The sequence below is a fragment of the Kitasatospora sp. NPDC127060 genome, assembly GCF_042724935.1.
Taxonomy (GTDB): Bacteria; Actinomycetota; Actinomycetes; order Streptomycetales; family Streptomycetaceae; genus Kitasatospora.
In genome coordinates this window covers 61,173-86,422 of sequence record NZ_JBHXEG010000030.1, presented here as the reverse complement: position 1 = coordinate 86,422, position 25,250 = coordinate 61,173, and the positions used below count along the sequence as shown (strand labels likewise).

Here is a 25,250-nt window from a genome sequence, read left to right as displayed (position 1 = left end):
CCGACGGCCGCATCGTCGACGAACTCCACCACCCCACCGCCGACACCGTCCTGGACCGCATGCGCCGCTTCGACGCCAAGGGCCGCACCAGCTGACACCCGGCCAGCCGGCCCCACGCCCTCGAACACCTCCAGGACACCTCATGTATCGCACCGCACTGCGCAATGTGCTGGCCCACAAGGGCCGACTGCTGATGACGGCACTGGCCGTCATGCTCGGAACGGCGTTCGTCGCCGGCACCATGGTCTTCTCCGACACCTTCGGCAAGGCCATGCGGGACAGCAACTCCAAGAGCTACTCGGACGTCTCGGTCCAGGTGGTGGACCGCGCGGCCGGCTCCGGGGCCACCGCCCGGCAGAAGAGCGAGAGCGGCTCCGCGGCGCTCACCGACGCCACCGTCCAGCAGTTGGCCGCCCTGCCCGGCACCGCCGGCGCCCGCGGGGTGGTCAGCGGCTTCACCGGGGTGGCCGACAAGAAGGGCAACCTGATCGGCCAGTTCTGGGCCGCCAAGGGCGCCAACTTCGCCCCGGGCCAGGACGGCAAGGACGCCCGCTACCCGATGGCCGAGGGCCAGGGCCCGACGAACGCCAAGGAGGTCGCCCTCGACCGCAGGACCGCCGACAAGGCGGGCTACAAGGTCGGCGACACCGTCCGGGTGGCCGCCAACGGCCCGGTCGTCGAGGCCCGGCTCACCGGTGTCTTCACCACCGACGACCCGGTGGTGAACACCGGCGGCACCCTCACCCTGTTCGACAAGGCCACCGCCCAGCAGCTGCTGCTGGAGCCCGGCCGCTACAGCAGCGTCGTGCTCACCGCCAAGCCCGGCACCGGCGAGGACGCGCTGCTCGCCCAGGCCCGGCCCAAGGTGCCGGCCGGCGACCAGTTCGACGTCGAGACCGGCGCCACGCTGAAGGCCGACGAGCAGGCCCAGATCACCAGGGGCACCGACAGCATGCGCACCATGCTGCTGGTCTTCGCCGGCATCTCGCTGTTCGTCGGCATCTTCATCATCGCCAACACCTTCACCATGCTGGTCGCCCAGCGCACCAAGGAGCTGGCGCTGCTGCGGGCGATCGGCGCCAGCCGCAAGCAGGTGACCCGCTCGGTACTGGTCGAGGCGCTGCTGATCGGCGTCGTCTCGGCGGTGGCCGGTCTGCTGGCCGGCATCGGGATCGGCGCCGGGCTGCAGTCCCTGATGGGCACGCTGAACGAGAACATGCCGAGCGGCTCGCTGGTGATCGCGCCGACCACCGTCCTGGTGACCCTGCTGGTCGGCGTCCTGGTGACGGTCCTGTCGGCCCTGCTGCCGGCCGTGCGCGCCGCCCGGATCGCCCCGGTGGCCGCGATGAGCAGCGGCGACCAGCCGACCAGTCAGAAGAGCCTGGTGGTCCGCAACACCGTCGGGTCCCTGTTCGCGGCCGGCGGCCTCGCGCTGATCGGCTTCGGCGCCTCCACCGGTGACGACTCCGGCCGCATGCCGGTGGGTCTGGGCGCCTTCCTGGCCCTGATCGGCGTGTTCGTCCTGCTGCCGCTGCTCTCCCGCCCGGTGGTCGCCCTGGTCGGCCCGTTGCTGCGCGGCCTGGGCGGCACCCCCGGCAAGCTCGCCCAGCAGAACGCGGTGCGCAACCCGCGCCGCACCGCGGCCACCGCCGCCGCGCTCACCATCGGCCTGACCCTGGTCAGCGGCCTGACGGTGATCGGCACCTCGGTCGGCGACACCATCGACCGGGCCGTCACCAGCTCGATGAAGGCCGACTACATCGTCTCGGCCGCCAACGGCATGAGCCTGTCCCCGCAGGTGCCCGACCAGATCGCCAAGGCCTCCGGGGTCGCGGCCTCCTCGCCGATGACCTCCGCCTCCTGGAAGCTCGACGGCACCCGCCGGGACGTCACCGGCCTGAACCCGGACGGCTTCGAGCAGCTGGTCGACATCAAGCTGACCAGCGGTTCGGCCGCCGCCCTCGGCAAGGGCCAGCTGCTGGTGGACCAGGACGTCGCGACCAAGTCCAAGGTCACCACCGGCTCGACGATGACCGTGACCTACCCGGACAAGTCCACCGGTCAGCTCACCGTCGGCGGCGTGTACGAGAAGGGCGGCATGCTGGGCCCGGTCCTGCTGGCCAACGGCGAGATCGCCAAGCACGAACCCCAGCCGTACGTCTCCGACGTCCTGGTCAAGGGCAGGGACGGCGCCACCGACGGCCTCAAGCAGTCGCTCAAGGACGCCACCGGCGCCAACCCGGTGATCGAGGTGAAGTCCAAGCAGGACGTCCGGGACGCCTTCAGCCAGACCATCACCTTCGCGCTGAACATGATGTACGGCCTGCTGGCGATGTCCGTGCTGGTCGCGATTCTGGGCGTGATCAACACGCTGGCCATGTCGGTCTTCGAGCGCAAGCGCGAGATCGGGATGCTGCGGGCGATCGGCCTGGACCGGCGCGGCATCAAGCGGATGGTCCGGCTGGAGTCGGTGGTGATCTCGCTCTTCGGCGCCGGGATCGGCCTGCTGCTCGGCTGCTTCATCGCCTGGGCGATCAACGGGACGCTCAAGTCCAGCCTGAGCGGGCTGACCACCGTCCTGCCGTACGGCCAGCTGGCGCTGTTCCTGGCGCTGGCCGGGCTGGTCGGCCTGGTCGCCGCGCTCTGGCCGGCCCGCCGGGCGTCCAAGCTGGACATCCTGTCGAGCATCAAGACCGACTGACGCCCCGCCCGTCCGCCCCGCCCCCGGTCGCACCCGCGGTCGGGGGCGGGGTCGCGGGATGGGCCCCCGGACACAGCGAGAGCCCCTGCCGGAGTTTCGGCAGGGGCTCTGCTACTGCTGTACTCCGCCCGGTCGCACGGCCGGCTGAGCACCACGGAGGTCGTGGTCCGGCGACACTGCCGGGCGGAGGGCCTCCGACTCATACCCCGGCGCTCCCACACCGGGGTCCAGTCGCTTACTTGCTGGCGAGCTCCTTGTCGGCGGCCGGCTTGGCGGCCTCGACGGGCTTGGTGGGCGGCGTGACCTCCTGGATCGGGAGCTGCGGGTTCTCCATCTGGGAGAGGCCCACGGCTTCGCGCTTCAGGAACATCGCGAGGGTCCAGTCGGTGAAGACGCGGACCTTCCGGTTGACGGTCGGGACCATCGCGCCGTGGTACAGGCGGTGGAACCACCAGGCCGGACGGCCCTTCAGCTTGTACTTGCCGAAGAGGATCGCCACGCCCTTGTGCAGGCCGAGACCGGCGACCGCACCCAGGTTCTTGTGCTTGTACTCCTTCTGCGGGAAGCCCCGCATGCCGGAGATGACGTTGTCACCGAGGACGACGGCCTGACGGCAGGCGTGCTGCGCGTTCGGCGGGCACCAGGCGCCCTCGCCGGCGGCGAGGTCCGGCACCTGGGCGTTGTCGCCGGCGGACCAGACGTAGTCGAAGCCCTGGACCTGGAGGGTCGGCGCGGTGTCGACGTGGCCGCGCGGGCCCAGCGGGAGGCCGAAGTTGGCCAGCACCGGGTTCGGCTTGACGCCGGCCGTCCACACGATGGTGGAGGCGTCCATCTCCATGCCGTTCTTCAGCATGACGTGGCCGTCGATGCAGGAGTCCATCGAGGTCTCGATGTAGACCTCGATGTTGCGCTCCTCGAGCTTCTCCTTGGTCCACAGACCGAGGTCCGGGCCCATCTCGGGGAGGATGCGGTTGGCCGCCTCGACCACGACGAAGCGCATGTCGTCGCGGCTGACCGTCTTGTACAGCTTGGCCGCGTCGCGCGCCATGTCCTCGATCTCGGCGACCGTCTCGATGCCGGCGAAGCCGCCGCCGATGACGACGAAGGTCAGGGCCTTGCGGCGGACCTCCTCGTCCGAGGTGGACTCGGCCTTGTCGAGCTGGGCCATGACGTGGTTCCGGAGGCCGATGGCCTCCTCGACCGTCTTCATGCCGATGCCGTTCTCCGCCAGACCCGGGATCGGGAAGGTGCGGGAGACCGAACCGGTCGCGACGACCAGGTACTCGAAGGGCAGCTCGTAGCTGTCGCCGGCCGCCGGCTGGATGGTGGCGACCTTGCGGGCGTGGTCGATGCCGGTGACGGACCCGGTCAGCACCTCCGCCTGCTTGAGGGTCTTGCGCAGCGGCGCGACGAGGTTGCGAGGCGCGACGTTGCCGCCGGCCGCCTCGGGGAGGAAGGGCAGGTACGTCATGTACGACCGCGGGTCCACGACCGTGACGGTCGCTTCGCCGTAACGCATCTTCTTGAGGATGCGCATCGCGGCATACAGGCCGACGTAACCACCGCCGACAATGAGGATGCGAGGACGCTCCGTGGTGCTCATATCCGAAAGTATCCAGCACCGTCCGGAGGAGCCTTCGTGAGCCCGGTCACAAGCTCATGGACACCCCGTGCTACACTCCGCGCCCACAAAAACGACACCGGCGCACCGGCTCACGGGCCCCGGCAGTCCCTCGTGAACGTGCGCCGGAGCACCACCCGGCTGAGCAGCAACGATCCGTACAGCGCCCGGGTTCCCGCTTGTGATTTCGATTTTCAAACCCTGAACGAGGCCTGACCTGCGATCCAAGGGGCCGCGCGACCGACCGGCCTTCGGTCTCACAATTCGGGCGTAGCGGGCCCCGGGGTGCGACGAATGACTGGATCGCCATGTGAAGAAATTCACGAAGGTTCTCGCCCGAGCCCGGGCGCGCCCCGGCCCCGGCACCCCGGAAAGGGCGTCGGGGCCGGTGTCGTAAGGCCTGAGGGCCTTCAGGAGGCCGTACTCCAGGCGATGCCGTCCAGGATGTCGTGCTCGCTCACGACCACCTCGGCGGCGTCGGTGCGCTCCATGATCTCCAGCAGCTCCAGCGCGCCCGCCGCGATCACGTCCACCCGGCCCGGGTGCATCGACGGGATCGCCGCGCGCTCCGCGTGGGTGGCGGCCAGCAGCTCCCGGGCGATCTCCGCGACCCGCTCGCGGCTGATCCGCGAGTGGTGGATCCGCGCCGAGTCGTAGGCGGGCAGGTCCTGGGCGATCGCGGACACCGTGGTGACCGTCCCGGCCAGGCCCACCAGGGTGGCCGCACCGGTCAGCGGGACGACCTCCTCGGCCTTGTCCAGCTCGGCCCGCACGTGCGCCCGGGCCTCCGCGACCTGCTCCGCGGAGGGCAGCTCGGCCCCGGCGAAATGCCGCTCGGTCAGCCGCACGCAGCCGATGTCGACCGAGCGCGCCGCCTCCACCTCGGCCGCGCCGAGCACGAACTCGGTGGAGCCGCCGCCGAGGTCGAAGACCAGGTAGGGGGCGGGGAACTGGCCGCCGGTCAGCTCCTTGGTGGCGCCCACGAAGGACAGGTGGGCCTCCTCCTCGCCGCTCACCACCTCCGGCTCGACGCCCAGGATCTCGCGCACGCCCTTGACGTACTCGTCGCTGTTCTCGGCGTCCCGGGAGGCACTGGTGGCGACGAAGCGGGTGCGCTCCGGGCCGACGCCGAAGCCCGCGATGATCTCCCGGTACTCCCGGCAGGCCGCGAAGGTGCGCTCCAGCGCGTCCGGGTGGAGGCGGCCGGTCCGGTCCACGCCCTGGCCCAGCCGGTTGATGATCATCCGGCGGTCGAGGTCGGTGATCTCGCCGGTCTCCGGGTCGAGGTCCGCGACCAGCAGCCGGATCGAGTTGGTGCCGCAGTCGATCGCGGCCACACGGGTCATGCTCACTCGGACTCCTGCTCAGCTGCGCCGGCTTCCGAGGCCGCGGCCTCGGCGGCGCGCTTCCTGGCGGCCCGCTCGGCGGTCTTCTGCTGCTTGGCCTCGATCACGGCCTCGTGGTCCTGCTCCTTGGCCCGGTTGCGCAGGACCCGCTCCCCGGCCGCCTCGACCTCGGCCGGGGAGACGCACGGGCCCTTGGCCCACCAGTCCTCCAGCATGCCGATCGCCTCGTCGCCGAGCGGGTTGACGCCCTCGCCGGCCGCCAACGAGTGGCCGACCAGCACGTGCAGGCACTTCACCCGGTCCGGCATGCCGCCGGCGCTCGGGAAGCCCTCCAGCACCTCGATCGCGTCGCGTCGGGCGATGTAGTCCTCGTGCGCCTTCTGGTAGGCGGCGGCCAGCTCCGGGTCCTCGGCGAGGCGGGCGGTCTGGTCCTTCATCACGCCCTCGGCCTCCAGCGTGCCGATCAGCGAGGCGGCCTTGGGGCAGGTCAGGTAGTACAGCGTCGGGAACGGCGTGCCGTCCGGCAGCCGGGGGGCCGTCTCCACGACGTCGGGGTTGCCGCAGGGGCAGCGGTGCGCCACACCGCGCAGGCCGCGCGGCACCCGGCCGAGCTGGGCGGCGATGGCCGCGACGTCGGCGTCGGAGACGGCGGGGTGGTTCTCAGTGGTCATGGGGGGTGGGGTCTCCAACGGACGACGGGGGGAGCGGACGGGGGGCGGCGGGGGCCAGCGCGACGGGGTCGGCGGCGTCCACCGAGTCCCAGATGCTGGTGTACCAGGGCTTGGCGGCCTTCGCCTGGCCGGCCGCCGCCTCGGCGGAGGGAGTCGCGGAGCCGGCCGGGGCGGCGGGCCGGGCGGCCGCACCGGACGGGTCCACCGCGATGTACGGGGTCTCCCCCGGCACCGCGTAGTGCAGCCGGGCGCGGGCCTGCGCCTTGACGTACTCCGGATCCTGCCATCGGGCCTTGTCCCGGCGCAGCTGATCGACCTGCTGGCGCGCGTGGTCGGCCTTCGCCCGCTGGGCGGAGATCTCGGCGCGCTGGGAGATGAACTGCCGGGTCGGGTAGGCCAGGATCGCGACCAGCGAGCAGAGCACCAGGACGAGGACGGTCGCCCGGCTCGTGAACCGAGGCCGGGCCGCCAAGCCCGGGATCCTCCAGCCAGCCATCTCCCGTATCCCCTCCTGGTCGCGACGGTGCCCCGCCGCCCACCCTACGGGGTGTGCGCCGGGGCACCGGTCAGGCGTGCGCTACCGGGGACTTCGGCCCCCTGGTCTCCGGCCTCGGAGTCCCGGGCCTCGAACCCTCGGGCCTCGGAGTTCCGGGCCTCGAACCTGCTGTGCTTACTGGTCCGCGGAGCGGAACCGCGGGAAGGCGCCGCGGCCGGCGTACTCGGCGGCGTCGTCGAGGATCTCCTCGATGCGCAGCAGCTGGTTGTACTTGGCGACGCGCTCGGAGCGGGCCGGGGCACCGGTCTTGATCTGGCCGCAGTTGGTGGCGACGGCCAGGTCGGCGATGGTGACGTCCTCGGTCTCGCCGGAGCGGTGCGACATCATGCAGCGGTAGCCGTTGCGCTGGGCCAGCTCGACGGCGTCCAGGGTCTCGGTCAGCGAGCCGATCTGGTTCACCTTCACCAGCAGGGCGTTGGCGGTGCCGGTCTCGATGCCCTTGGCCAGGCGGGCCGGGTTGGTGACGAACAGGTCGTCGCCGACCAGCTGGACCTTGTCGCCCAGCTTGACGGTCATGGCCTTCCAGCCGTTCCAGTCCGACTCGTCCAGCGGGTCCTCGATGGAGACCAGCGGGTAGGCGGCGACCAGCTCGGCGTAGTACTCGATGAGCTCGGCGGCCGACAGGGCCTTGCCCTCGAACTGGTAGGCGCCGTCCTGGTAGAACTCGGAGGCGGCGACGTCCAGGGCCAGCGCGATGTCACGGCCGGGCACGTAGCCGGCCTTCTGGATGGCCTCGGTGATGAGGTCCAGGGCCTCCCGGTTGCTGTCCAGGTTCGGCGCGAAGCCGCCCTCGTCGCCGAGGCCGGTGGACAGGCCGCGCTCCTTCAGCACGCCCTTGAGGGTGTGGTAGACCTCGACGCCCCAGCGGACGGCCTCGGAGAAGGACTCCGCGCCGATCGGGGCGATCATGAACTCCTGGATGTCGACGTTGGAGTCCGCGTGGGAGCCACCGTTGAGGATGTTCATCATCGGGACCGGCAGGACGTGCGCGTTCGGGCCGCCCAGGTAGCGGAACAGCGGCAGGTCGCTGGCCTCGGAGGCGGCGTGCGCGACGGCCAGCGAGACGCCCAGGATGGCGTTGGCGCCGAGCGAGGACTTGTCCGGGGTGGCGTCCAGGTCGAGCATGGCCTGGTCGATCAGGCGCTGCTCGGTGGCGTCGTAGCCGACCAGCTCCGGGCCGATCTGCTCGATGACGGCCAGGACGGCCTTCTCCACGCCCTTGCCGAAGTAGCGGTTCTTGTCACCGTCGCGCAGCTCCAGCGCCTCGAAGGCGCCGGTCGAGGCGCCCGACGGAACAGCGGCACGACCCGTGCTGCCGTCGTCGAGGCCGACCTCGACCTCGACCGTGGGGTTGCCGCGGGAGTCGAGGATTTCGCGGGCTACGACGACATCGATGGACGGCACGAAGCATCTCCTTGCGGAAGCAGGGTCCGGCTGACGGTGGTGCCGGTCGGCCGGAGGATTGCGGAGTCGTTACGACCAGAGCCTAACCGCCCGGGCTCCCGGGGCCACGTCGACCTCGACTCCGTCTCAGCGTGTGGCCCCGCTACCCACCGGTAGTTCACCTGCCCGACCCGACTTGTCCCACCATCACGGACGAACGCGGACGAAGGGGACCGCCGGGCGCGGCCCCCTCCTCCGTTCGGCTTCCGGAGCCGTGCGGAACGGCTCAGCCGAGGTGCAGCACCTGGCCGGGCAGGATCAGGTTCGGGTCGCCGCCGACCGTGCCGCGGTTGCCGTCGTACAGCGCCTGCCAGCCGCCGGACACGCCCTGGGCGTCGGCGATCGTCGACAGCGTGTCGCCGGAGCGGACGGTGTAGTCGTGGCCGGTCTGGGCGGACGGGGCCTGGGCGGCGCGCGGGGCGGCGTGCTTCGGCGTGTACTGCTGCACCGGCTGCTCGGCGGGCCGCTCGGCCTGCTTCGGCGCGGCGTGCTTCGGGGCGTACTGCTGGACGGGCTTCGCGGCGGGCTTCGCGGCCTGCGGCTGGGCCTTCTGCTTCGGCGCGGACTGCGGCTTGGCGTCCGAGGAGGTGTCCACGGCCGCCGGGGCGCCGCCCTTGCTCAGGCCGGCCTTGACGGAGCAGACCGGCCAGGCACCCGGGCCCTGCGAGGCGAGCACCTTCTCGGCGACCGAGATCTGCTGCGCCCGGCTGGCCTGGTTGGCCTGCGCCGCGTACGCGGTGCCGCCGTACGCCTTCCAGGTGCTGGGGGTGAACTGCAGGCCGCCGGAGAAGCCGTTGCCGGTGTTGATGCTCCAGTTGCCGCCGCTCTCGCACTGGGCGACGGAGTCCCAGACGGAGGCCGGGGCGGCGGAGGCTCCGGTGGCGGTGAGGAGCGGCAGCGCGAGTCCGACGCCGGCCACACCGGCGACGGCGATGGCCTTCTCGGTCTGGGTGCGACGACGATGACGGCCAGTTCCAACGAACAGCATGAAGGTCCCTCTCCGCACGCCTGCGAGGTGAGCTGTCGGGTTCGGACCGGGAGGTGGCCCGGCCGCCGTCGACGGAAACGATTCCGCTCGGGCGGCTTCACCCCAAGCCGTGGGGAGACGGCAACAAACCTGGGTCCCCCGCCCCTGCCCAGGGTCTGGTCGGTTTCCCGTCGCGCGGCGGGCAGGATTCGGCGTTCCGCGCACGGGGTCCGCAGCTGCGAACTCCAGGGAGACTAGACAGATCCTCAGACCGATCACAAGCTCATATCACCGACATCACACAAGAATTACGGCGCGTGCTCGATCGCCTACCAACAGCGGGGCTTTGTCCGGTTTGATGCTCGTTCACACCGCAGCTGGAGCCCGTTCGACGACGTCACGTCAGCGTGTCGGGGCCTCAGGACGGGCGTGCGGGGAGCGGGCTTCCGGACTGAATTCGACCGGAAGTTCGCGCAATCCACGCATGATCAGGCCACCCCGCCAGCGCAGGTCCTCCGGATTCTCGGCCAGCCGCAGATCGGGCAGCCGGGAGAGCAGCGTGGCCAGCGCGGCCCGACCCTCCAGCCGGGCCAGCGGGGCGCCGATGCAGTAGTGGATGCCGTGCCCGAAGCCCAGGTGGGGATTGTCGCTCCGGGCCAGGTCGAGGGTGTTCTCGTCGGCGAACCGGGCCGGGTCGCGGTCCGCCGCCGCCAGCACCACCAGCACCGGGTCGCCGACCGGGATGTCCACCCCGCCGATGGTCAGCGGCCGGGTCGCGAAGCGCCAGGTCGCCAGCTCCACCGGCCCGTCGTAGCGCAGGAGTTCCTCGATCCCGGTCTCCAGCAGCCCGGTCTCCCCCCGGGCCACCGACTCCTGCAGCAGGCGCCGCTGCTCCGGATTGCGCAGCAGCGCGTAGGTGCCGTTGCCGATCAGGTTGACGGTGGTCTCGAAGCCCGCGAAGAGGAGGATGAACGCCATCGCGGCGGCCTCGTTCTCGGTGAGGTGCTCGCCGTGGTCGCTCGCCCGGATCAGACCGGAGATCAGGTCGTCGCCGAGGTCCGCCCGCTTGCGGTGGATCAGCTCCAGCAGGTACGCCCGCATCCGCCTCACCGCCCGCCCCACACCGCCGCGTTGGCCGCCGCCTTGGCCCGGCTTCGTGTGTCGCAGCATCATCCCGGCCCAGTCCCGGAAGTCGTCCTGGTCCTCGGCCGGCACGCCCAGCATGTCGCAGATCGCGTAGATGGGGAGCGGGAAGGCGAACTCGTGGATCAGGTCCGCCGATCCGCGCCGGGCGAAGCCGTCGATCAGCCGGTCGGTCAACTGCTGCACCCGCGGCTCGAACTCGGCCACCCGGCGCGGGGTGAACGCCTTCGACACCAGGCGGCGCAGCCGGGTGTGGTCCGGCGGGTCGATGTTCAGCAGGTGGGTCATCAGGTCCGCCTGCCGCTCCCCCGGGATGCCCACCCGGCCGGTGCGGTGCGCCTGCTCGCTGTGGTGCGCCGGGTTCTTCGACAGCCGGCTGTCCGCCAGCGCCTGCCGGGCGTCCGCGTACCTGGTCACCAGCCAGGCCTCCACGCCGCTCGGCAGGGTGGTGCGGCGAACCGGGGCGTGCTCGCGCAGCCAGGCGTAGGCGGGGTACGGGTCGGCGGCGAACTCCCAGGTGAAGAGCTCCGGGGCGGGCTGCGGTTCGGGCTGGGCGGCGGGCCGGGGGCCCTCGGGCTGAGCTGGCATGCGTCGACCGTAACCGCTGGACCGGACCGGGCCGGACGGGCGCCTGGGCGGCCACCGGGAAGTCACCGGTTCGTCCGTCGCCGGCGAGCGGCGGGCGAGCGGTGCGCGAGGGGCTGGTGAGCGGCGCGCGAGCGGTGCGCCAACACTCCGTGGACGGCCCGTGGACGGTCGGTGGACAGCCCTTGGACAGCTCTTGGCCCGGTGGCAGGCGTGAGCCTGGTCACCTGCGGGGTAATCCCTGTTGCGGAGGGTCAGGACGTGCCTACGATCCTCCGCAGTACGCGTGGGCGCCGGTGCGGTGTCGCCCACAGGGAGGAGCAGGCCATGCGGGTCAGCGGAGCAGTCGTCGTCATCGCGGTGCTCGACGGCGGTTCAGGAGCCGACCTCGCCCGCGGGTTCACCGCGGCCGGCGCCGCCGGGATGCTGATCGCCGACCAGCACGCCGGAGTCGCCGAGGACCTCGCCGCCGAACTCGACCGGCCCGGCTGCCCGGTGGTCGGCGTCGGCGGTGACATCCGCCGGCCCAGCGACGTCGCCGCCCTGGTCGACACCGCCGAGAAGCACCTCGGGCCGATCGACCTCTTCTGCGTCGCCGGCCCCGGGGGCGAGCGGATCGTCTCCCTCGCCGACCTGCCCGACCACCTCGACCTGGAGCGGCTCGCCGAACTGGTCGCCCTGGTCGGCGAGGCCATCGGCGAGGTCGTGCCGCCGCAGCGGCGCCCCGCCGAACACACCGCCGGGCACACCGCCACGGCGGCCTGAACGACCGCTCCGGCCCGACCGGCTCGGCCGGACAGGGCCTACTCCGGCTTGAGCCCCTCGGCCGCGCGCACCGCGTCCCGGTAGCCGCGCGCGGCCGAGCGCAGCGCCGCGTCCACGTCCACCCCCGCGTCGTGCGCCCGCTGCGCCACCGCCAGCAGCAGCCGGCCCGCCGACTCCGCGGTCAGCTCCTCCGGCAGCCGGTACGGCTCGTCCGGCACCTCGGTGAAGCCCGCCCGGCGCACCCGGGACACCAGCTTCGCCGCGTACGCCAGCGCCGGCAGCCCGGCCGGCACGCCGTCCAGGACGGACTCCCGGTCCGCCTTCTCGGCCGCCTTCAGCTGCTCCCAGTTCGCCTCCACCTCGGCGGCGCCGTCGGCCTCGACGTCCCCGAACACGTGCGGGTGCCGGTACACCAGCTTCTCCACGATGTCCCCGGCCACGTCGTCCACGGTGAACGGCTCGGTCGGGTGCTCCTCGGCGATCCGGGCGTGGAAGAACACCTGCAGCAGGACGTCGCCCAACTCCTCGCGCAGCGCGTCCCGGTCCCCCTCCTCGATCGCCTCGACCAGCTCGTAGGCCTCCTCGACCAGGTACTTCACCAGGCTCTCGTGGGTCTGCTCGGCGTCCCACGGACAGCCGCCCGGCGAGCGCAGCCGGTCCATCACCGAGGCGAGGTCCAGCAGCCGCGCCCCCGGCAGGTCGTAGGAGCCCGGCAGCACCTCGATCTCCGGCACCTCACCGGCGTGCTCGACCGCGAGACGGGCCAGCGCGTCCGTCAGCCCCGGATCCCCGTCCGGGCCGCCCAGCCACACCGTCGGCCCCGACCCGGCCGGCTGCCCGGTCAGCAGCCGCGCCAGCGCCGGAGCCGAACCGGCCGGCACCACCTCGACCACCACCCCGGCCTGCCGCACCGCCGCCACCTGCGGATGCCCCTCGTCCGCCACCAGCACCCGCCCGGCCGACCGCAGGGCCTCCCAGGCCGGCCACGCCAGCAACCCGGGGGCCACCCGGTGGGTGGTGGTCAGCAGGATCAACTTCGCGCCCGCGGCGTTCGTCTGCACACCATTCGTCGTCACACCTCGAACCTACCCGCCCCGCCCCACCCCGATCCGACCCACGGACGCACCCGCCGGCGTCCTGCTCCCCGGCTCGGGACGTCGGACCGCCCGAGCAGCACGGCGGCCCCGGGCCGAGCCCCGGGACCGCCGTGCGCGTCGACCGGCCGGTGCTACTTCCTCGCCCCGGCCAGGTCGTCGAACATGGCCGACAGGAACTCTGTGCACCAGGCCAGCAGTTCCCGCCCGACCAGCGGCTTGCCGCCGATCCGGCCGGTGCTCGGCCGGGGCACCAGCAGCTGCTGGGCCGCCGCCTTGACCTGGCTGCGCGGGTAGAGCCGGTTCAGCCGCAGCTGCTGGGACTCGCGCAGTTCCACCGGGCCGAAGCGGACGTTCGTGCCCTGCAGGGTGATGTCCGAGATCCCGCACCGCCGGGCGTACAGCCGCAGCGCGGCGACCATCAGCAGGTTCTCCACCGGCTCCGGCAGCTTGCCGTAGCGGTCCACGAGTTCGTCCCGGACCTGCTGGATGTCCGCCTCCGAGTTGACCGCCGCGATCGAGCGGTAGGCCTGCAGCCGCAGCCGCTCGCCGGGCGCGTAGTCGTGCGGCACGTGGGCGTCGACCGGCAGCTCGATCTTCACCTCCAGCGGCTCCTCCTCCGGCTCGCCACCGCCCGCCAGCGACTCGCGGAACTCGGCCACCGCCTCGCCGACCATCCGCATGTAGAGGTCGAAGCCGACCCCCGCGATGTGCCCGGACTGCTCGCCGCCGAGCAGGTTGCCGGCCCCGCGGATCTCCAGGTCCTTCATCGCGACGTACATGCCGGCGCCCATCTCGGTGTGCTGGGCGATGGTGGCCAGCCGCTCGTGGGCGGTCTCGGTGAGCGGCTTCTCCGGCGGGTACAGCATGTACGCGTAGCCGCGCTCGCGCCCGCGCCCGACCCGGCCGCGCAGCTGGTGCAGCTGCGAGAGGCCGAAGGTGTCGCCGCGCTCGACGATCAGGGTGTTGGCGTTGGAGATGTCGATGCCGGACTCCACGATCGTGGTCGACACCAGGACGTCGAACTCCTTCTCCCAGAAGTCGACGACGACCTTCTCCAGCTGGGTCTCCCCCATCTGCCCGTGCGCGGTGGCGATCCGCGCCTCGGGGACGAGGTCCTTGAGCCGGGCAGCCGCCTTGTCGATCGACTCGACCCGGTTGTGGATGTAGAACACCTGGCCCTCGCGCAGGAGTTCGCGCCGGATCGCGGCCGAGATCTGCTTCTCGTCGTACGGCCCGACGAAGGTCAGCACCGGGTGCCGCTCCTCCGGCGGGGTGGTGATGGTGGACATCTCGCGGATGCCGGTGACGGCCATCTCCAGGGTGCGCGGGATCGGCGTCGCGGACATGGTGAGCACGTCCACGTTGGCGCGCAGCTTCTTCAGCTGCTCCTTGTGCTCGACGCCGAAGCGCTGCTCCTCGTCGACGATGACCAGGCCGAGGTCCTTGAACCTGGTCTCGGAGGAGAACAGCCGGTGGGTGCCGATGACGACGTCCACCGAGCCCTCGAACAGCCCCTCCAGGACGGCCTTGGCCTCGGTGTCGGTCTGGAAGCGGGACAGCGCCTTCACGGTGACCGGGAAGTTGGCGTACCGCTCGGCGAAGGTGGAGAAGTGCTGCTGCACCAGCAGCGTGGTCGGCACCAGCACCGCCACCTGCTTGCCGTCCTGCACCGCCTTGAACGCGGCCCGCACCGCGATCTCGGTCTTGCCGTAGCCGACGTCGCCGCAGATCAGCCGGTCCATCGGGACGGACTTCTCCATGTCCGACTTGACCTCGGCGATGGTGGTCAGCTGGTCCGGCGTCTCCGCGTACGGGAAGGCGTCCTCCAGCTCGCGCTGCCACGGGGTGTCCGGGCCGAAGGTGTGGCCGGGCGCGGCCATCCGGGCCGAGTACAGCTTGATCAGGTCGGCGGCGATCTCCTTGACCGCCTTCTTGGCGCGCTGCTTGGTCTTCGCCCAGTCCGCGCCGCCGAGCCGGTGCAGCGTCGGGGCCTCGCCGCCGACGTACTTGGTGACCTGGTCGAGCTGGTCGGTCGGCACGAACAGCCGGTCGCCGGGGTGGCCGCGCTTGGCGGGGGCGTACTCCAGCACCAGGTACTCGCGGGTGGCGCCCTGGACGGTGCGCTGCACCATCTCGACGTACCGGCCGACGCCGTGCGCCTCGTGCACCACGTAGTCGCCGGTCGCCAGGGCCAGCGGGTCGATCGCGTTGCGGCGCCGGGACGGCATCCGGCGCATGTCCTTGGTGGAGGACCTCTGGCCGGACAGGTCGGTCTCGGTGATGACGGTGAGCTTCAGCCCCTCGTCCACGAAACCGTGCTCGATGGAGCCGCAGGAGACATACACGACGTCCCGGGTGGGCGCCTCGCCGAGGTCGGCGACCAGCCGGGCCGGGATGCCCTCGTTGCCGAGCACCTCCGCCAGCCGCGAGGCCGGTCCGTGGCCCTCGGTCACCATGACGACCCGCCAGTCGGCGGCCAGCCGGTCCTTGGCGTCGGCGATCGCCCGGGCGGTGTCGCCCCGGTAGGCCTCGACGGCGTGCATGCCGAGGGTCAGGGTGTTGGCATCGCCGTGCCAGTCAGCGACTCCGTCGCGGGCAAGGATGCCGTCGACCGTGGACTCGCTGGTCGCGAACGGGCTGACGGACCACCAGGCCAGTCCGATCTCGTCGGCGTGCTCGCGCACCTCGGCGAGCGAGCGCAGCGAGGCGGCGGAGACGTCGATGGTCTCCAGGTCGATCGGCAGGTCGCCGCCGGCGGCCGCGGCGACCCAGGAGGCGTGCAGGAACTCCTGGCTGGTGGCCACCAGGTCGGCGGCCCGGGTCCGCACCCGCTCCGGGTCGCAGACCACCGCGACCGAGCCGAGCGGCAGCACGTCGAGCAGCAGCTCCATGTCGTCGACCAGCACCGGGGCCAGCGACTCCATGCCCTCGACCGCGATGCCCTCGGCGATCTTGTCCAGGATCTCGGCCAACCCGGGCTGCCGGACGGCCAGTTCGGCGGCCCGGGCGCGCACCTCGTCGGTCAGCAGCAGCTCGCGGCAGGGCGGCGCCCACAGGCCGTGCTCGGCGATCTCCAGCGAGCGCTGGTCGGCGACCTTGAAGTAGCGGATCTCCTCGACCTCGTCGCCCCAGAACTCCACCCGCAGCGGGTGCTCCTCGGTCGGCGGGAAGACGTCCAGGATGCCGCCGCGGACGGCGAACTCGCCGCGCTTCTCGACCAGTTCGACCCGCGCATAGGCGGCCGCGGCGAGCCGGCGGGCCACCTCCCCCAGGTCGTGCGACTCGCCGCGCCGGACGGCCACCGGCTCCAGCTCGGCCAGCCCCTTGACCTGCGGCTGGAGCACCGACCGGACCGGGGCGACGATCACCTGCACCGGGCCGGCCGCCGGATCGTCCGCCCGCGGGTGGACGATCCGGCGCAGCACGGCCAGCCGGCGGCCGACGGTGTCCGAGCGGGGCGACAGCCGCTCGTGCGGCAGGGTCTCCCAGGCCGGGTACTCGGCGACCGCGTCGGCGGGCAGCAGCGAGCGCAGCGAGGCGGCCAGGTCCTCCGCCTCCCGGCCGGTGGCGGTGACGGCCAGCACCGGGCGGCCCCGGTCGCCGGCGGCCTGCCCGGCCAGTGCGCGGGCCAGCGCGGCGATGGCGAACGGCCGGGCGGCGGGCGGGCCGACCAGGTCCAGGTGGCGGCGGCTGCCGGCCGCGGCTCCGGTGGCGGTGGCCGCCTCGATCGCCTCGGCGAGCGCCGCATCCCGCGCGACGACATCGAGCAGTCCGGTCAGGCTCATCTGCGGTCTCTTCTTCGTCCCGTGGCTGGTGCTGCCTCCGGGCGGCGAGTAGCCCGCCGGGGCAACGCGAACGGCCCGGCGCGCCGAGCGGCCGGGGGTCTCCAGCCTACGCCGCGGCACGGACGGGCACGCGGTCTACGAGCCGGGCGGCGCCGCGCCGCCCGGCGGCCGGACCGCGCGGGAACGAACCGGCGGCGGCGACCACCGTGCTGTCAGGGACGCGACCGCGGACGGAACGCCGGACGGGCCGGGAACGGACCGGGGAACGGACCGGCCGGACACCGATCCGGACGGGCTCCGCCATCCGCCACGAACTGGACATACTCCTGTCACTGGCCGTCCATGGAGATCGCGCACCATGGTGAACGTGCCCGCCGCACCCAACCGTGGGGGATGGCTGTGGCGGCACTGTCGCACCCCCGATGGGGGTCGGAGGTGCGAGGCCGGGCGACCCTGGGTGGGGGCGCCCGCCCAAGCGCCGGGAACCGTGGCGCCCTTTCCTGGAGGGCGCCACGGGTCTCGGCCTCATCCGTTTCCGCGCCCGCGTGGACGCCGACCGCAACGCGGAGGCCCCGACCGCCCCCAGCGGGAGGCGGTCAGGGCCCAGGGCGCGAAGCTCACCGCGCCGATCGCGGGCGGGAGCCGGCGCTGATGGCTAACGGCGGCGGTAGGACACCGTGTTGGGGGCCGCGTAGCCGGCGCCGTCGTCCACGATGACGATCTTCGGGATGATCCGGGTCTCCTCGGCGCCCTCGGCACCTTCCGCGCCGACCGTGCCCTCCGCACCGTCCCGCTCGGCCACCGGCTCGGGCGGCGCGGCCGGCTTCGGCGGCACCACGGCCGGGGCCACCGGCCCGGTCGCCACCGGCTCGGCGGCGGCCCTGGCGCCACTGCCGGCGCCGCCGACCACCGGCTGGCGCAGCGCCGCCGTGGACTTCTGCTCCCCCGGGGCCTTCACCACCGGCTCGGCGGCCACGCCCACGGCCTTGCGCAGGTTCGGCAGCGGGATCTCCCCGGTGTCCGCCTCCGAGTCGACCGGAGCCGCATCGGCCACCGCGTCCACCGGAGCGTCCACCGGACCGCCCGCCGCAGCGCCGTCCACCGCAGCGCCGTCCACCGCACCGCCGTCCACCGGACCGGCCACCGCCGCATCGGCGGCGGCCTCGGCCGCGGCGAGCCCGGCGAAGTCCGCTGGCTCGATCTGCCCGACCGCCGCACCGGTCAGCGAGGCCAGGGTGGCCTTGATGTGGTCCAGGTGCTGCTGGACGGTCTCCAGCCGGGCGTCGAACGCGCGCTGCTCGCGCTCGCTCTCCGCGTTGATCTTCTCGGCCTCCCGGCGGGCCCGCTCGACCAGCTGGTCGGCCTTGGCCTGGGCGTCGGTCTCCAGCTGCTTGATCCGGTTCAGCACGGTCTCCCGGTGCTGCTCCGCCTCCTTGACCCGGCGCTCGGCCGTCGCGGAGACCTCGGCGTCCTCGGCGTCGGCCTTGGCCTGGGCCTCGGCGAAGGCCTCGTCGGCCTTGCGGCGCTTGGTGGCCAGCTCGGCCTCGGCGTGCTCGCCGGCCTCGGCGGCGGCGACCCGCACCTTGGCGGCGTAGGCGGTGGCCGCGTCCCGGACGGCGCGGCACTCCCGGTCGGCCTCGGAGCGGATGCCCTCGGCCTCGGCGCGGGTGCGCTCCTCGGTGCGGCGGGCGGCCGCGTCGGCCTCGGCCCGGGTGGTGGCGGCGTACTCCTTGGCCGCCTCGTGGAGCGCCTGTCCGGCGTCGTACACCTCGTCGCGCAGGTCCTCGGCGAATCGCTCGGCCTTCTCCTTGACCGCGCGGGCCTCGTTCCGGGCCATGTCGGCCAGTCCGGCGGCCTGCTCGCTGAGCACCTGGTAGTCCGGCTCCGGGGCCTCGTCGGCGGCGCGGCGGACGTCGGCCAGCCTGGTCTCCATCTGCCGGATGCCGGCGCCCAGGACGCTCAGGCGCTCCCAGGCCTCGTCACGTTGTGCGGTCAGGGCGACGAGCGCCCGGTCGACCTGGTCGGGCGCGTAGCCGCGCCGGGCCTGGGTGAAGCCGTACTGGGGGACGGCGTCGCTCATGGGCTCTTCCCCTCGTTTCGCGGGCTGCGGAGCCCATGATCGGACGGAACGAACGAATCCGGAACCGGTTGGAACACCGGGGCCGGATTCGGTCGTCGTGCGGACCGGAATATGTCGAGGACCGGACGAGTAGACCCATCCTCTTGACCTATTTTGCGCAGATCCGGACGAAACCCCAACGAGGCACAGCTACCGGGGCATGCCGGAGGGGTCGTTCCGGACACCGGAACGACCCCTCCCCACCTGCGAGGATCCGCGACGGTCCGCTACAGCAGACCGTCCCAGAACTGCTCCAGCAGCACGGCCCACCAGGTGTCCGTGTTCTGCAGGGCCGCCGGGTCGATCGCGGCGAGCTCCGCCTGGAAGTCGGTCGTCCAGCGACCGGCCTGCTCCGGCGTCAGCCCGTACCGCAGCCGCCACATCCGGCCCAGCAGGGCCAGCGCGCGGACGAACTCCGGTACACCGCTGTTGACGAACCGCGGCGGCTGGCCGGTTCCGTCGACGTCCACCGCGACCACGTTCGCGGTGCCGTACTGGACGCACAGCTGGCGGCCGTAGTCGTTGCCGAGCACCAGGTAGCCGCCGAAGTCCGGGGCCACCGGCAGGCCGCGCTCGGCGGCCAGCTCGGCGAGCGTCGGGATCGGCCGGCCCTCCTGCGCCTGGGCCCAGAAGAACGGCCCGAAGTCGCGCGGCAGCCCGGCCCACGTCAGGGTCTGCGAGACCGGCTCGGGCACCCCCTGGCGGGAGACCGCGCGCTGCTCGTAGCGGAACAGGTTCTGCCCGAAGGCCGTTCCCACCTCCTGGGCGAGCTGCTGGGGCGGCAGCGGCGGCAGCGCCTGGACCGTCCCCGGCGCGGGCAGCGGGGCCCGGAACGGGCGGACCCGCTGGGCACCGGAGGCCAGCTGGTGCAGCTCGTCCAAGTGGTCCAGCAGCTCGGCCATGCCGGCCTGCCGGGAGGCGTGGTCGCGACCGTACGGGGCGGTGTGGGTCAGCCGCACGTTCGGCCAGGAGGCCGCGATCATGCGGTTGCAGTAGCCGCCGGGCAGGTCGCAGGACTCCAGCTCGGTGTACAGCTCCAGCACCTGCTCCGGCGGCACGTTCAGCCGCCGCAGGTCCTGGAGGATCTTCCACTCCGGGTGCGGGGTGCCGGGCTCGCTGCGGTGCAGCAGCTTCTGCTCCGAGCCGTCCGGGCCCCGGTAGCTGAGCGCGGCGAAGTAGCCCGGGCCGACCGCGGGCACCCCCGGCGGCACCGGCGCGCCCTGCGGCGGGCCGGTCACCTGCGCCGGCGGGACGACCCCGGGCGCGGCGCCCGCGTTCGGGTAGCCGTACCCGGCCGCCGGCGTGACCGGGGCCGCCGGACCGCCGGGCGGCGGCGGGACGGCGGGGCCGCCGGACGGCGGGGTACCCGGGTCCGCCGGGCCGCCGAGCAGCGCCGGGTCGATCGCGCTCGCCAGCTGGGTCGCCTCGTACGCCACTCCGGCGGCGGCCGGGGCGGGCGCCGCCTGCGCGGCCGGGGCGTCACCCGCGCGCAGGCCCGCCGGGGGCGGGGGCGGCGGGGTCGAACCGGCCGCCCGGCCGCCCGGACCGGCCGCGGGTGCGCCGGAGCCCGGGGTCTGCCGCAGCTCGGCTGGCGGGGGCGGCGGCGGGGCCGAACCAGGGGCACGGCCGAGGCCGCCCTGCGCCGGGGCACCGGCGCCCGGACCGGACGGACCACCGCGCAGCCCGGCGGGCGGGGGCGGCGGCGGGGCCGAACCAGGGGCACGGCCGAGACCGCCCTGCGCCGGGGCAGCACCGGACGGCGGGGCGGCCGGGCCGGGAGCACCGGGCAGACCGGCCAGCCCACCGGGCGAGGCCAGCATGGTGGGCGCCTGCTCCACCGGGGCGCCGGGCGGGGTCGCCGGGGCACCGGGCAGGCCCATCAGGCCGGGCATGGCGTCCGGCGGCGCGAGCAGCGTCGGCGCCGGCTCGGCCACCGGGGCGGGCGCCGGGGCCTGGGCCGGCGGGGCGGCGGGCGCGGTCGGGGGCTGGGCGGTCGGGGGCTGGGCGGTCGGGGGCTGGGTGCTCGGGGGCTGGGTGCTCGGGGGCTGGGTGCCGACCGGCGGGACCGGGGGCATGCCGTAGCCGCCGCTGCTCGGGGGCATCAGCATGGTCGCGGCCTCGGCCCCGGCCGGGGCGGGCGTGTCCGGCAGGTCGGAACCGGAGGTGCGCAGGCCCTCGGGCATCAGCACGGTGGCCGCCTCGGCGCCGACCGGGGCGACCGGCGGCACCGGCGCGGCGGTGGGCGGCTGCGGGGCGGCGTACGGATCATCGCCCGGCGGGGGGGCCAGCATGGTCGGCGCGTCCCCGGCGGGCCGGTCGGAGACCGGCGGCGCGGTCAGCACGGCGGGCGCGGGCGGCACCGGCGTCGGCGGCGCGGGCGGCACCGCGGCCGGAGCCGGCGCAGGGGCGGCCACCGGCGCAGGGGCCGGAGCCGGCGCAGGGGCGACCGCCGGAGCGGCGTTCGCGCCCCCCAGCTTCTCCGCCTCCGCGGCGATCGCCGCCGCCCCCGCCTCCTGCAGCCACTGCGGCGGGCTGAGTAGGAAGGAGGTGGCCTCCACCGGCCCCGGTGCGGGCTTCGCCGCCCCGGCCGGGTTTGCCGCGACCGGCCGCCCGTACACCTCCTCGTACTGCCGGACCACCTCGTTGACGGGCAGCGCGGGCCACAGCGTGCTGGCGCCCGAGTCCCGGGCGATCACCAGCCGTGCCCCGCCCGAGCCCGGTCCGCCGTCGGCGCCGGCGGCCGGACCGCCCGCCGGGTCCGCGGGCGACACCGCCCAGCAGACGAAGCCGAGGTCGAACTCGCGGACCCGCACCTCGCGCTGCTGCGCGTGCGGCACTCCGCCGTTGATCCACTCCTCGGCGAGTTCCTGCGCCTGCGCGTACGTCACCACGCCCGGTTCACTCCTGTCCCCGTCGTCCCCACTCGTTGCCTCAACGCCGTTCCCGCGGTCACGTCAGTCCACCGCGACGGCCCGGGCGAACCCGCCGTCCACCATCAGCTCCGCGACCGTCTCCAGCTCCGGCGGGCTGCCGGCCAGCCGCAGCAGGAAGTCGTCGAAGTCGTCCCCGCAGGGCAGCAGCAGCCGGGCGCAGCGCTCCTCCGGGGCCTCCGGGCCGCCGGGGTCGCGGGCGTCGTCGTACAGGTGGAACCAGACCGAGCCGGTCCGCTCGCCGCGCACCTTGAGCGCGATGATGCCGCCCTGCGCGTAGGCGATGCCCAGGTAGTCCTTGGTGAGGTGGTCGCGCAGGCACTTGTTGGCGTAGACGACGTCCTCGGTGCCGTACTCCTCGGTGAGGGTCAGGAACGGCTGGTCGAGCAGCATGCCCAGCTCGGTGTCCAGCGCGACCCCGACCGGGCCGCGGCCGCCGCCCAGCTTGAGGAAGGTGCGGTAGGCGCCGGGCAACCGGTAGCCGAGGCGCTCCTCGGCGCGCTGCACCAGGTCCTCGGAGACGCCGATCGGGTCGCCGCCGTCCTTGGCCAGTGAGAAGTGCACGGGTCGGCGCTCCTGCAGCGGGCGGGTGCCCCGGCGGGAGTGGTCGGCGGGCGAGGTGGCCAGGCCGCCGTGGTGCCGCAGCAGGGCCTTGACCTCGACCGGGACCAGCTCCATCCGGCGCCAGCCGGGGGCGGCCCGGCCGACCGCGTGGTGCCAGGTCCAGCCGGGCGGGGTGGCGACCGCGGTCTCCAGGTCGGCCCAGAGCGGGTGGCCCTGGGTGAACAGCGCCGCGTTGGCCGAGACGTAGTCGGTCAGCCGCAGTTCGTCCACGCCGAAGCCGTCCGGCGGGTCGGCGACCTCGGCCGCCGCGGCGGCGTACGGGCCGAAGTCCGGGTAGCCGGACTCGTCCACCTGGACCCCGGCCGGGTGCCGCTCCGCGCGGACCGGGTCCGGGAAGTGCACCACCTGACCTGCGTACGCCGCGTTCGGTGCGGCGGCGACGCCGGGCCGACCTGTCGTCATCTGGGAGCCCCCACTGGCTGCTGCAAATTGCTCGGTGCGCTTGCTGGGCACCAGCCTAGGGCCTGTCCTCAACCCCCCGTCTGCGGGGCGGACGACGAGGGATCGAGGACAGGCCCCTGCGTCACCCGGCCGACCGGCCCCCCGCCCCCAGGGCCCGCCCCAACACCTCCACGACCCGCACCTGCTGGGCCTCCGTGAGGTGGGGGTGCAGCGGCAGGCTGAGCAGTTCGCGGGCGGCCCGTTCGGCGACCGGGAAGGCACCCTCGCGGTGGCCGAGCGAGCGGAACGCGGGCTGGAGGTGCACCGGGACGGGGTAGTGCACCCCGGCGCCGATCCCGGCGGCCTGCAGCGCGGCGAGCACCGCGTCCCGGCGGCCGCCGGCGATCCGCACCGGGTAGAGGTGGCGGACGTGCTCGTTGCCCGGCGCGGTGGACGGCCGCCGGACGCCCGCCAGGCCCCCGAGCAGTTCGTCGTAGCGGTCCGCGGCGGCGCGGCGGGCGGCGTTCCAGCCGGGCAGCCGGCGCAGTTTGGCCCGCAGCACCACGGCCTGCAGCGCGTCCATCCGGGAGTTGAAGCCGAGCCGCTCGTGCACGTACTTGTCGCGGGCGCCGTGGTCGCCGATCAGCCGTACGGCGGCGGCGAGTTCGTCGTCGTCGGTGAGCACCGCCCCGGCGTCGCCGTAGCCGCCGAGGTTCTTGCCCGGGTAGAAGCTGGTGGCCGCGATCCGCCCGTACGCGCCGCGGCCGTTGCGCCGGGCGCCCTGGGACTGCGCCGCGTCCTCCACCACCGGGCGGTCGCCGGCCAGTTCCAGCAGGGCCTCCATCGGCGCGAACTGGCCGAACAGGTGGACGGGCAGCAGGGCCACCGCGCCGGGCAGGGCGGCGGCGGCCCGTTCGGGGTCGATCAGCAGGTGTTCCGGGTCGACGTCGACCGGCACCGGGCGCAGCCCGGCCCGCTGCACCGCCCCGGCGGTGGCGACGAAGGTGTTGGCGGGCAGCACCACCCCGCCGCCGGGCGGCAGGTCCAGCGCACGCAGGGCCAGTTCCAGGGCGTCGGTGCCGTTGGCGGCGCCCACGCAGTGCCGGACGCCCGTGAAGGTGGCGTACTCCCGCTCGAAGGCGGTCACTTCGGGGCCCTTGACGAACCACCCGCCGGCCAGCACCCGGTCGAAGCCGGCCCGCACCTCGGCCTCGACCTCGGCGTGCGCGGCCGCCAGGTCGACCAGCGGGATCCCGGGGCTCATCGGACGGCCTCCCGGTCGCCGGCGCCCACCGGCACGGTGATGCCGCCGAGTCCGAGGCTGAGCGAGGCGGCCTCCAGGAGTTCCAGCACCCGGACCCCGGCCCGGCCGTCGGTGAGCGGGGCCCGGCCCTCGACGATGGCGGCGGCGAACTCGGCCATCACGTTGCGCAGCGCCTCCTGTTCGACCAGCGCGGGGGCGACCATCTCGCCGACCCGGTAGGAGATCAGCGCCCGGTGCCGGATGGCGTCGGTGAGCTGGTCGGGCGGGGTGAGGTCGACCCCCCGGTCGTGCACGGCCAGCCGGGCCTGCGGGTTGAGGTCGTCCCAGACCAGGGTGCGCCGGGAGCCGCCGATCAGGGTGGTGCGGACCTTCGTCGGGGAGAGCCAGTTGACGTGGCAGTGCGCCAGCGCGCCGTTGCTGAGCCGCACCGTCAGGTAGGCGACGCAGGCGCGGCCGGCCCCGATCGGATCGGCGCCCTGGGCCGAGACGCCGACCGGCACGACGCCGGGCGGCAGCACGAAGTCCAGGATGGACAGGTCGTGCGGGGCGAGGTCCCACAGCACGTCGACGTCCGGCTGCACCAGGCCGAGGTTGATCCGCACCGAGTCGAAGAACTGGACGTCCCCGATCTCCCCGCCGTGCACCAGCTCGCGGATCCGGCGGACCACCGGGGTGTAGCAGAAGGTGTGGTCGCACATCAGCACCAGCCCGGCGGCCTCGGCCAGTTCGACCAGTTCGGCGGCCTCGGCGGCGGAGGTGGTGATCGGCTTCTCCACCAGCACGTGCTTGCCGGCCTCCAGCGCGGCCCGTACCAGCGGGTAGTGGGCGCCCGCCGGGGTGGCCACCGCGACGGCGTCCACCCGTTCGTCGGCCAGCACCTGCTCGTACCGGCCGCTCGCCCCGACGGTGCTGTACTCCCCCAGCACGGAACGGGCCTTGGCCTCGTCCAGGTCGCACAGCCAGTGCAGCCGCAGCGCCGGGGTGTGCTGGGCGTTGCGGACCAGCTTCGGGCCCCAGTAGCCGGCCCCGACCACCGCGAGGCCCACCGGCCGTTCCGGCACCGGCCGGGGCGGCTCGCCCGGGGTGGGCACGTGCCCACCGGGCGCCTGGTTGGCGGCCTCGGCCGCCCACTGCTTCGACGTCATCGCTGGGGCCCCCTCACGGGGCGGGCGCACCGGCCCTCCCCGGCTCCGGCGCCGGAGCGGGCACGGGCCCGCCCCGGCGGCATCAACGTCCGGCGCGGGCACCGGAG

15 protein-coding genes, 2 pseudogenes and 1 riboswitch are annotated in these 25,250 nt (G+C 73.8%); of the genes and pseudogenes, 3 read left to right on the top strand and 14 right to left on the bottom strand.

All coding sequences use genetic code 11. From position 1 onward, the window contains the following. Both ACFWIS_RS18765 and ACFWIS_RS18760 read left to right on the top strand, forming a co-directional pair. A pseudogene (locus tag ACFWIS_RS18765) lies at positions 1-95 on the top strand (ABC transporter ATP-binding protein); the annotation flags it as partial. A 47-nt stretch (positions 96-142) separates the two neighbouring features. Further along, complete coding sequence (locus ACFWIS_RS18760) at positions 143-2,701, top strand: ABC transporter permease (protein ID WP_380462459.1); 2,559 nt, start codon at positions 143-145, stop codon at positions 2,699-2,701. A gap of 235 nt (positions 2,702-2,936) precedes the next feature. On the opposite strand, the gene ACFWIS_RS18755 is transcribed toward ACFWIS_RS18760, so the two are convergent. From ACFWIS_RS18755 to ACFWIS_RS18725, 7 genes and pseudogenes are all read right to left on the bottom strand, one after another. After that, positions 2,937-4,304 (bottom strand): NAD(P)/FAD-dependent oxidoreductase, encoded by a 1,368-nt coding sequence (locus ACFWIS_RS18755; protein ID WP_380462460.1) that lies wholly within the window; start codon positions 4,302-4,304, stop codon positions 2,937-2,939. Between the two features lie 428 nt (positions 4,305-4,732). Next, positions 4,733-5,668 carry an exopolyphosphatase gene (locus tag ACFWIS_RS18750; RefSeq protein ID WP_380462470.1) on the bottom strand — a complete coding sequence of 312 codons (936 nt, stop codon included), beginning with the start codon at positions 5,666-5,668 and terminating at the stop codon, positions 4,733-4,735. Between the two features lie 149 nt (positions 5,669-5,817). Next, positions 5,818-6,357 (bottom strand): annotated as a pseudogene (locus ACFWIS_RS18745) (DUF501 domain-containing protein); the annotation flags it as partial. After that, positions 6,329-6,811 carry a septum formation initiator family protein gene (locus tag ACFWIS_RS18740; RefSeq protein ID WP_380462461.1) on the bottom strand — a complete coding sequence of 161 codons (483 nt, stop codon included), beginning with the start codon at positions 6,809-6,811 and terminating at the stop codon, positions 6,329-6,331. The pseudogene ACFWIS_RS18745 and the gene ACFWIS_RS18740, both read right to left, overlap by 29 nt. A gap of 198 nt (positions 6,812-7,009) precedes the next feature. Next, positions 7,010-8,299, bottom strand: a complete 1,290-nt coding sequence (gene eno, locus ACFWIS_RS18735; protein WP_380462462.1) for a phosphopyruvate hydratase — start codon at positions 8,297-8,299, stop codon at positions 7,010-7,012. A gap of 265 nt (positions 8,300-8,564) precedes the next feature. Continuing rightward, entirely contained in the window at positions 8,565-9,326 is a 762-nt protein-coding gene (locus ACFWIS_RS18730) for a transglycosylase family protein (RefSeq protein WP_380462463.1), read from the bottom strand. 1 nt (position 9,327) lies between these two features. Continuing rightward, positions 9,328-9,497: riboswitch (cyclic di-AMP (ydaO/yuaA leader) on the bottom strand. 210 nt (positions 9,498-9,707) lie between these two features. Next, a complete protein-coding gene (locus ACFWIS_RS18725) occupies positions 9,708-11,036 on the bottom strand; it encodes a cytochrome P450 (RefSeq protein WP_380462464.1) in 1,329 nt (442 codons plus the stop codon). 324 nt (positions 11,037-11,360) lie between these two features. Between ACFWIS_RS18725 and ACFWIS_RS18720 the strand changes: the two genes are divergently transcribed. After that, positions 11,361-11,798, top strand: a complete 438-nt coding sequence (locus ACFWIS_RS18720) for an SDR family NAD(P)-dependent oxidoreductase (RefSeq protein WP_380462465.1) — start codon at positions 11,361-11,363, stop codon at positions 11,796-11,798. A gap of 38 nt (positions 11,799-11,836) precedes the next feature. On the opposite strand, the gene ACFWIS_RS18715 is transcribed toward ACFWIS_RS18720, so the two are convergent. From ACFWIS_RS18715 to ACFWIS_RS18685, 7 genes are all read right to left on the bottom strand, one after another. Beyond that, positions 11,837-12,874, bottom strand: a complete 1,038-nt coding sequence (locus tag ACFWIS_RS18715) for a MazG family protein (RefSeq protein WP_380462466.1) — start codon at positions 12,872-12,874, stop codon at positions 11,837-11,839. A 152-nt stretch (positions 12,875-13,026) separates the two neighbouring features. After that, positions 13,027-16,680 (bottom strand): transcription-repair coupling factor, encoded by a 3,654-nt coding sequence (gene mfd, locus ACFWIS_RS18710; RefSeq protein ID WP_380462467.1) that lies wholly within the window; start codon positions 16,678-16,680, stop codon positions 13,027-13,029. Between the two features lie 655 nt (positions 16,681-17,335). Then, on the bottom strand, positions 17,336-18,760 hold the full coding sequence (locus tag ACFWIS_RS18705) for a hypothetical protein (RefSeq protein WP_380462468.1): 1,425 nt from the start codon (positions 18,758-18,760) through the stop codon (positions 17,336-17,338). 266 nt (positions 18,761-19,026) lie between these two features. Then, positions 19,027-21,690, bottom strand: a complete 2,664-nt coding sequence (locus ACFWIS_RS18700) for an SUKH-4 family immunity protein (RefSeq protein ID WP_380523909.1) — start codon at positions 21,688-21,690, stop codon at positions 19,027-19,029. A 63-nt stretch (positions 21,691-21,753) separates the two neighbouring features. Beyond that, entirely contained in the window at positions 21,754-22,755 is a 1,002-nt protein-coding gene (locus tag ACFWIS_RS18695; protein WP_380457252.1) for an SMI1/KNR4 family protein, read from the bottom strand. 121 nt (positions 22,756-22,876) lie between these two features. Beyond that, a complete protein-coding gene (locus tag ACFWIS_RS18690) occupies positions 22,877-23,998 on the bottom strand; it encodes a DegT/DnrJ/EryC1/StrS family aminotransferase (protein WP_380457250.1) in 1,122 nt (373 codons plus the stop codon). Next, the gene (locus ACFWIS_RS18685; RefSeq protein ID WP_380457248.1) at positions 23,995-25,143 is read right to left on the bottom strand and encodes a Gfo/Idh/MocA family protein; all 1,149 of its coding nucleotides are present in this window, start codon (positions 25,141-25,143) and stop codon (positions 23,995-23,997) included. The genes ACFWIS_RS18690 and ACFWIS_RS18685 overlap by 4 nt, the downstream gene beginning before the upstream one ends. Positions 25,144-25,250: the final 107 nt, after the last annotated feature.

What these genes read in the sequence shown, in the direction of transcription:
- ACFWIS_RS18725 (WP_380462464.1), bottom strand. Translation starts at nt 11,036, where the DNA reads ATGCCAGCTCAGCCCGAGGGCCCCCGGCCCGCCGCCCAGCCCGAACCG.
- ACFWIS_RS18685 (WP_380457248.1), bottom strand. Translation starts at nt 25,143, where the DNA reads ATGACGTCGAAGCAGTGGGCGGCCGAGGCCGCCAACCAGGCGCCCGGT.
- ACFWIS_RS18760 (WP_380462459.1), top strand. Translation starts at nt 143, where the DNA reads ATGTATCGCACCGCACTGCGCAATGTGCTGGCCCACAAGGGCCGACTG.
- mfd (WP_380462467.1), bottom strand. Translation starts at nt 16,680, where the DNA reads ATGAGCCTGACCGGACTGCTCGATGTCGTCGCGCGGGATGCGGCGCTC.
- ACFWIS_RS18690 (WP_380457250.1), bottom strand. Translation starts at nt 23,998, where the DNA reads ATGAGCCCCGGGATCCCGCTGGTCGACCTGGCGGCCGCGCACGCCGAG.
- ACFWIS_RS18695 (WP_380457252.1), bottom strand. Translation starts at nt 22,755, where the DNA reads ATGACGACAGGTCGGCCCGGCGTCGCCGCCGCACCGAACGCGGCGTAC.
- ACFWIS_RS18755 (WP_380462460.1), bottom strand. Translation starts at nt 4,304, where the DNA reads ATGAGCACCACGGAGCGTCCTCGCATCCTCATTGTCGGCGGTGGTTAC.
- ACFWIS_RS18730 (WP_380462463.1), bottom strand. Translation starts at nt 9,326, where the DNA reads ATGCTGTTCGTTGGAACTGGCCGTCATCGTCGTCGCACCCAGACCGAG.
- ACFWIS_RS18720 (WP_380462465.1), top strand. Translation starts at nt 11,361, where the DNA reads ATGCGGGTCAGCGGAGCAGTCGTCGTCATCGCGGTGCTCGACGGCGGT.
- ACFWIS_RS18750 (WP_380462470.1), bottom strand. Translation starts at nt 5,668, where the DNA reads ATGACCCGTGTGGCCGCGATCGACTGCGGCACCAACTCGATCCGGCTG.
- ACFWIS_RS18705 (WP_380462468.1), bottom strand. Translation starts at nt 18,760, where the DNA reads ATGAGCGACGCCGTCCCCCAGTACGGCTTCACCCAGGCCCGGCGCGGC.